This is a genomic window from Mycobacterium sp. NPDC003449 (genome assembly GCF_053588415.1).
The window spans coordinates 1-7,663 of sequence record NZ_JBSFPX010000266.1 but is presented as its reverse complement, the minus strand read 5'-3'; the positions used below and the strand labels follow the sequence as shown (position 1 = coordinate 7,663).

Genomic DNA, 7,663 nt, shown 5'->3' with positions numbered 1-7,663 from the left:
ACAGGGTGCCCCCGGCAGGATTCGAACCTGCGGCCTTCTGCTCCGGAGGCAGACGCTCTATCCCCTGAGCTACGGGGGCGCAGTGTCATCGGACGAGCCGAGACGAGCTGAGCCGTTGGGCTTGGATAGCGTAGCGCATGCGGCGCCCGATATGGATTCGGGGCGTGAGCACCCCAGACCATAGGATGGACCCTCGTGACCCCCGCCGACCTTGCTGAGCTGCTCAAGGAGACTGCCACGGCAGTGCTGACCGACCACGGCCTGGACACCTCCGCGCTGCCCAGCACCGTCACGGTCGAGCGTCCGCGCAACCCCGAGCACGGCGACTACGCGACCAATGTCGCCCTGCAACTGGCCAAGAAGGTCGGGGTCAATCCGCGTGAGCTGGCCGGCTGGCTGGCCACCGCGCTGAGCAGCGCCGACGGCATCGCCGGGGCCGATGTGGCCGGTCCGGGCTTCGTCAACCTGCGCATCGAGGCGTCGGCGCAGGGCGTCATCGTCACCAATGTGCTGACCGCGGCCCAGCGCTACGGCCACTCGAGCGAGCTCGCCGAAAACATCAACCTGGAGTTCGTCTCGGCCAACCCGACCGGCCCGATCCACATCGGCGGCACCCGGTGGGCCGCGGTGGGCGATGCGCTGGGGCGGCTGCTGACCACGCAGGGCGCCGCGGTCACGCGCGAGTACTACTTCAATGACCACGGTGCCCAGATCGACCGGTTCGCCCGCTCGCTGGTCGCCGCGGCCAAGGGGGAGCCGACGCCCGAGGACGGCTACGCGGGGACCTACATCAACGACATCGCCGCGGACGTGCTGGCGCAGCGGCCCGATGCGCTGAGCCTGCCCGCCGATCAGCAGCAGGAAGCCTTCCGGGCGGTCGGCGTCGACCTGATGTTCACCCACATCAAGGAATCCCTGCACGAGTTCGGCACCGACTTCGACGTGTACACCCACGAGGACTCGATGCACACCTCCGGGCGCGTCGAGCAGGCCATCGCCAAGCTGCGCGAGACCGGCAACATCTACGAGAAGGACGGCGCAACCTGGTTGCGCACCACCGAATTCGGCGACGACAAAGACCGCGTCGTGATCAAGAGCGACGGCAACCCGGCCTATGTCGCCGGTGACCTCGCCTACTACCTGGACAAGCGGGCCCGCGGCTTCGACCTGTGCATCTACATGCTCGGCGCCGACCATCACGGCTACATCGCCCGGCTCAAGGCCGCCGCGGCCGCGCTCGGCGACGACCCGGCCACCGTCGAGGTGCTGATCGGGCAGATGGTCAACCTGGTCCGCGACGGGCAGCCGGTGCGGATGAGCAAGCGGGCCGGCACCGTGATCACCCTCGACGATCTGGTCGAGGCGATCGGCGTCGACGCCGCCCGCTACTCGCTCATCCGCTCCTCGGTGGACACCCCGATCGACATCGACCTGGCCCTGTGGTCGAGCGCGTCCAACGAGAACCCGGTCTACTACGTGCAGTACGCGCACGCCCGGCTGTCGGCTCTGGCCCGCAACGCCGCCGACCTCGGCGTCACGCCCGACACCGCCCACCTGGACCTGCTCACCCACGACAAAGAGGGCACCCTGATCCGCAACCTCGGCGAGTTCCCGCGGGTACTCAAGGCCGCGGCCGCGTTGCGCGAACCGCACCGGGTGTGCCGGTATCTGGAGGACCTGGCCGGTGACTATCACCGGTTCTACGACGCCTGCCGGGTGCTGCCGCAGGGCGATGAAACACCGGGCGACCTCCATCAGGCCCGGCTCGCCCTGTGCCAGGCCACCCGTCAGGTCATCGCCAACGGCCTGGCCATCCTCGGTGTCAGCGCACCGGAGCGGATGTGAACGCGCACCCCGCCGGCCCCCGCCATGCCGAGGAGATCCACCACGCCGGTGCGCCCGCCAAACCGCAGAGCCCCGACGAGATCCTGCTGCTCGCCCCGGATGTGTGGCCGCGCAACCTGGTTCGCGGTGCCGACGGTGTGGTGTCGATTGCCGGCGTCTCGGTCACCGATCTGGCGGCCGAGTTCGGTACCCCGCTGTTCGTCATCGACGAGGACGATTTCCGGTCCCGGTGCCGCGACATCTCCGCGGCCTTCGGCGGCGGCGAGTACGTGCACTACGCGGCGAAGGCGTTTCTGTGCAGCGAGATCGCCCGCTGGGTGAACGAGGAAGGTTTGGCGCTCGACGTCGCGACCGGTGGCGAACTGGCCGTCGCGTTGCACGCGGACTTCCCGCCGCAGCGAATCACCCTGCACGGCAACAACAAATCGGTGGCAGAACTGACCACTGCGGTCAAGGCCAGGGTCGGTCACGTCGTGCTGGACTCGATGACCGAGATCGAACGCCTCGACGCCATCGCCGGCGAGGCGGGCACCGTGCAGGACGTGCTGGTGCGGGTCACGGTCGGCGTTGAGGCACATACCCACGAGTTCATCTCCACCGCCCACGAGGATCAGAAGTTCGGGCTCTCGCTGGCCACCGGTGCCGCGATGGATGCGGTGCGGCGCGTTTTCGCCACCGACAACCTGCGCCTGGTCGGCCTGCACAGCCACATCGGCTCGCAGATCTTCGACGTGGCCGGGTTCGAACTCGCGGCCCACCGGGTGATCGGTCTGCTGCGCGATGTGGTCGCCGAGTTCGGTGTCGAGAAGACCTCACAGATATCGGTCGTCGACCTGGGTGGGGGACTGGGCATTTCCTATCTGCCGAACGACGATCCGCCGCCGATGCGGGAACTGGCCGACAAACTGCTGGCCATCGTGCGCAACGAGTCCGCCGCCGTCGGGCTGCCCGCACCCAAGCTCGTCGTCGAGCCCGGCCGGGCCATCGCGGGTCCCGGCACCATCACGCTCTACGAGGTCGGCACGGTCAAAGATGTGGCCGTCGCGGCAGACCGGTACCGCCGCTACGTCAGCGTCGACGGTGGCATGAGCGACAACATCCGCACCTCGCTCTATGCCGCCGAGTACGACGCCCGGCTGGTGTCCAGGAGTAGCGACGCCCCGCCCGCGCTTGCGCGAATCGTCGGAAAGCACTGTGAGAGTGGCGATATCGTCGTCCGTGACGCCTGGGTGTCCGACGATATCGCCCCGGGTGACCTGCTCGGTGTCGCCGCGACCGGGGCGTACTGCTACTCGATGTCGAGCCGGTACAACCTGCTGTGCCGCCCCGCGGTGGTCGCCGTGCGCGACGGCCGGGCCCGCCTGGTGCTGCGCCGAGAGACTGTCGAGGACCTGTTGAGCCTGGAGGTAAGTGGTCGATGAGTGAAAAGCCGGTCGGCATAGCGGTATTGGGCCTGGGAAATGTCGGCGGTGAAGTCGTGCGCATCATCGAGGACAGCGCCGTCGACCTGGCCGCCCGGATCGGTGCGCCGCTCGAACTGCGCGGTATCGGGGTGCGGCGGGTGGCCGATGACCGCGGGGTCCCGGTGGACCTGCTCACCGACGATATCGCGGGCCTGGTGTCCCGCGACGACGTCGACGTCGTGGTGGAGGTGATGGGCCCGGTCAAACCGGCCCGCAAGGCCATCCTGGCCGCCCTCGAGCAGGGCAAGTCGGTGGTGACCGCGAACAAGGCGCTGATGGCACAGTCCACCGGTGAACTGGCGCAGGCGGCCGAAAAGGCCCGTGTCGACCTGTATTTCGAGGCCGCGGTGGCCGGCGCGATCCCGGTGATCCGCCCGCTGACCCAGTCGCTGGCCGGCGACACGGTGTGCCGGGTGGCCGGCATCGTCAACGGCACCACCAACTACATTCTGTCCGAGATGGACAGCACCGGAGCCGATTACGCCAAGGCGCTGGCCGATGCGAGCGCGCTCGGTTACGCCGAGGCCGACCCGACCGCCGACGTGGAGGGCTACGACGCCGCGGCCAAGGCCGCGATCCTGGCCTCGATCGCGTTCCACACCCGGGTGACCGCCGACGACGTCCACCGTGAAGGCATCACCAAGGTCTCGGTGGCCGACATCGAGTCCGCACGGGCCCTCGGCTGCACCATCAAACTGCTGGCCATCTGTGAGCGGCTCACCAATGATGAAGGTAAGCAACGAGTTTCGGCGCGGGTGTATCCGGCGCTGGTGCCGTTGACGCATCCTCTCGCCGCGGTCAACGGCGCGTTCAACGCTGTCGTGGTGGAGGCCGAGGCGGCCGGGCGGCTGATGTTCTACGGGCAGGGCGCCGGAGGCGCGCCGACGGCGTCGGCGGTGATGGGCGATGTGGTGATGGCGGCCCGCAACCGGGTCCAGGGCGGACGCGGCCCGCGCGAGTCGAAGTACGCCAAGCTGCCGATCGCGCCGATCGGGTTTATCCCGACCCGGTACTACGTCAACATGAACGTCTCCGACCGCCCCGGTGTGTTGTCGGCCGTGGCAGCCGAATTCAGCAAGCGGGAAGTGAGCATCTCCGAGGTGCGCCAGGAGGGCATGATCGACGAGGAGGGCAGGCCGTGTGGCGCCCGAATCGTGGTCCTGACCCACCTGGCGACCGACGCCGCGCTCTCCGAGACGGTCGAGGCCCTGGCCGACCTCGACGTCGTGCAGACCATCAACAGCGTGCTCCGCATGGAAGGGACCGACGCATGACCGGGACGCCACCAGGACAGACCAGCGCAGGGCCGGTGCACCGGCCCTGGCCGGGGCTGATCGAGGCCTACCGTGACCGACTCCCGATCGGCGAGGACTGGACGCCGATCACGCTGCAGGAGGGCGGCACGCCGCTGATCGCGGCCCGGCGCTTGAGCGAACTGACCGGTTGCACAGTGCATCTCAAGGTCGAAGGGCTCAATCCCACCGGATCCTTCAAGGATCGCGGGATGACGGTGGCGGTCACCGAATCACTGGCCCGGGGACAGCAGGCGGTGTTGTGCGCCTCGACCGGTAACACCTCGGCCTCGGCGGCGGCCTACGCCGCGCGGGCCGGGATGACGTGTGCGGTACTGATCCCGCAGGGCAAGATCGCGATGGGCAAGCTGGCCCAGGCGGTCATGTACGGCGCCAAGATCATCCAGGTCGACGGCAATTTCGACGACTGTCTCGAGCTGGCCCGCAAGATCACCGCGGACTTCCCGTCCATCGCGCTGGTGAACTCGGTCAACCCGTACCGCATCGAAGGCCAGAAGACCGCGGCGTTCGAGATCGTCGACGCGCTCGGAGCGGCACCCGATGTGCATTCGCTCCCGGTCGGCAATGCGGGCAACATCACCGCGTACTGGAAGGGCTACACCGAATACCACCGCGACGGCGTGTCCGAGCGGCTGCCGCGCATGCTCGGCACCCAGGCCGCGGGCGCGGCGCCGCTGGTGCTCGGCGAACCGGTGAAGGAGCCCGAGACCATCGCCACGGCGATCCGGATCGGCTCGCCGGCGTCGTGGAGTTCGGCCGTCGAGGCCCAGCAGCAGTCCAACGGGCGGTTCCTGGCCGCCACCGACGAGGAGATCCTGGCGGCTTACCACCTGGTCGCGCGCAGTGAGGGCGTGTTCGTCGAACCGGCGTCGGCGGCCAGCATCGCGGGCCTGCTGAAGTCGGTGGCGGACGGCTGGGTCAAGCCCGGATCGACCGTGGTGTGCACCGTCACCGGCAACGGCCTCAAAGATCCCGACACCGCGCTCAAGGGCATGCCGGAAGTCGCCGCGCTCCCGGTCGATCCGGTCGCGGTGGTTGCGAAACTCGGGCTGGCCTGATCCAGGTGACGCAGACCCTGCCGAGCGGACTCACGGCCACCGCTGTTGTCGCGGCCTCCAGTGCGAACCTCGGCTCCGGCTTCGACAGTCTGGGCTTGGCCCTGAGCTTGTATGACCAGATCGTGGTCGAGACAACCGAATCCGGCCTGGATGTCGAAGTCGAGGGTGAAGGCGCCGGCCAGGTGCCGCTGGACGGCACGCATCTGGTGGTGCGGGCGATCGAAACCGGTCTGCGGGCCCGCGGCTACTCGACGCCCGGCCTGATCGTCCGTTGCCGCAACGAGGTTCCGCATTCGCGGGGGCTCGGGTCCTCGGCGGCGGCCGTGGTCGGTGGTCTGGCGGTGGTGAACGGTCTTGTCACGCAGGCCGGTTCGGATCCGATGAGCGAGGCCGAGCTGATCCAGCTGGCGGGTGAGTTCGAGGGGCATCCCGACAACGCGGCCGCCGCGGTGCTCGGCGGCGCGGTGGTGTCCTGGACCGAGCAGGTGGCCGGCGGCCGGTCGAAGTATGCCGCCGCGCCGCTGCGGCTGCATCCCGATATCCGGCTCTTCCCTGCGGTGCCCCAACAGCGGTCCTCGACGGCGGAGACCCGGGTGTTGCTGCCCGAACAGGTCAGCCATGTCGACGCGCGGTTCAACCTCAGCCGGGCGGCGCTGTTGGTGGTCGCGCTCACCGAACGACCCGATCTGCTGATGGCCGCCACCGAGGATGTGTTACATCAACCACAGCGGGCGGCCGCGATGCCGGCCTCCGCGGAATACCTGCACCTGCTCCGGCGTTGTGGGGTGGCAGCGGTGCTTTCGGGGGCGGGTCCCTCGGTTCTCGGATTGAGTGCGCAGGCAGGACTACCTGCGGAAGCTCTGGAATACGGCACCGCGAACGGATTCACCGTCAGTGAGATGTCGGTCGGTGCCGGCGTACGTTGGACGTCTGGTGTTGCGGCCCGGAACTGATCGACAACGCAACCGGCGCGCTTGGCGCGCCACACGCGGAGCGGCTACGTTGCTTGATTCCTGCTTGGAAGCGGGTTATTCTCGCTTTCGTCCAGCAATCGCAGGGTCTCTGCCTGCGTCGACACCAGGACGACCACCCAATCTTCTTGTGTTCTACACATGGACTGACGATTCGCCGTTCGACGGTGGATCTTGGCGATCGCCGTTGCGCAGGCGACGGCGTGAACTATGCGTTCAGCGGTTCTGCTGAATGCGCATCGACCTTTGGGGAACCCTCGCCCGACGAAATCAGCGAGGGAAAGAAAGGAAATCCGTGACAGATACGGACCTCTTCACGGCTGACAGCGCCAACAACACCGAGGAGTTGTCGAACACCGTGGCAACAGACAACACCGTGAGCGCCGGAACACCGGCTGCCGCGCCCACCGCATCGAACACCGCACCGCGCGCCTCGAGCGCCCGGCCCGCGTCGCTGTCGACGATGGTGCTGCCGGAGCTGCGTGCACTCGCCAAGGAAATCGGTGTCGAAGGTGCGTCCGGCCTGCGCAAGAGTGAGCTGGTCGCGGCCATCCGGGCCCATCGCGAGAACAACGGCAGCACCGCCCAGGCGAGTGCTGCCACCGCCGCCGCGGACACCAAGGCCGAGGCGGCCGATACGCCGCCGCCGCGACGTCGTGAGCGGCGCGGATCCTCCCGGCAGGCCGGCGCCCCGGCCGAGGACGCCGCCAAGCCCGAGGCCGGCGACGCGGGTGCGAAGACCGCCGAGCCCAAGACCGAGACCGCCCAGGAACAGCCCAAGGACACCGAGGACAAGGGTGGCCAGGCCAAGGAATCTCAGGACAAGGGCCGCCAGGCCAAGGACTCCCCGGCCAAGGACACCCAGGACAAGGGTGGCCAGGACAAGGGTGGCCAGGACAAGGACACCCAGAACAAGGACACCCAGGACAAGGGTCGCCAGGACAAGGGCCGTCAGGCCAGGGATTCCCAGGACAAGGGCCGTCAGGCCAGGGATTCCCAGGACAAGGACACCC

The 7,663-nt window shown here is 68.4% G+C and carries 6 protein-coding genes and 1 tRNA gene; 6 read left to right on the top strand and 1 reads right to left on the bottom strand.

Annotation, left to right across the window (positions count from 1 at the left end; all coding sequences use genetic code 11):
* Nucleotides 1-6: 6 nt before the first annotated feature.
* Nucleotides 7-79 (bottom strand) — tRNA-Arg (locus ACWDTP_RS35860).
* A gap of 116 nt (nucleotides 80-195) precedes the next feature.
* Here ACWDTP_RS35860 and argS point away from each other — a divergent pair.
* From argS to ACWDTP_RS35830, 6 genes are all read left to right on the top strand, one after another.
* Complete coding sequence (argS, locus tag ACWDTP_RS35855) at nucleotides 196-1,845, top strand: arginine--tRNA ligase (protein WP_450027971.1); 1,650 nt, start codon at nucleotides 196-198, stop codon at nucleotides 1,843-1,845.
* A gap of 35 nt (nucleotides 1,846-1,880) precedes the next feature.
* Entirely contained in the window at nucleotides 1,881-3,266 is a 1,386-nt protein-coding gene (gene lysA / locus ACWDTP_RS35850) for a diaminopimelate decarboxylase (RefSeq protein ID WP_450027972.1), read from the top strand.
* Complete coding sequence (locus tag ACWDTP_RS35845; protein WP_450027970.1) at nucleotides 3,263-4,582, top strand: homoserine dehydrogenase; 1,320 nt, start codon at nucleotides 3,263-3,265, stop codon at nucleotides 4,580-4,582. The genes lysA and ACWDTP_RS35845 overlap by 4 nt, the downstream gene beginning before the upstream one ends.
* Nucleotides 4,579-5,679 carry a threonine synthase gene (gene thrC / locus ACWDTP_RS35840; RefSeq protein ID WP_450027969.1) on the top strand — a complete coding sequence of 367 codons (1,101 nt, stop codon included), beginning with the start codon at nucleotides 4,579-4,581 and terminating at the stop codon, nucleotides 5,677-5,679. Before ACWDTP_RS35845 ends, thrC begins: the two co-directional genes overlap by 4 nt.
* A gap of 5 nt (nucleotides 5,680-5,684) precedes the next feature.
* Complete coding sequence (gene thrB / locus ACWDTP_RS35835) at nucleotides 5,685-6,632, top strand: homoserine kinase (RefSeq protein WP_450027968.1); 948 nt, start codon at nucleotides 5,685-5,687, stop codon at nucleotides 6,630-6,632.
* Nucleotides 6,633-6,945: 313 nt separating this feature from the next.
* On the top strand, nucleotides 6,946-7,663 hold a 718-nt coding region (locus tag ACWDTP_RS35830; RefSeq protein WP_450027967.1), incomplete at its 3' end, for a Rho termination factor N-terminal domain-containing protein.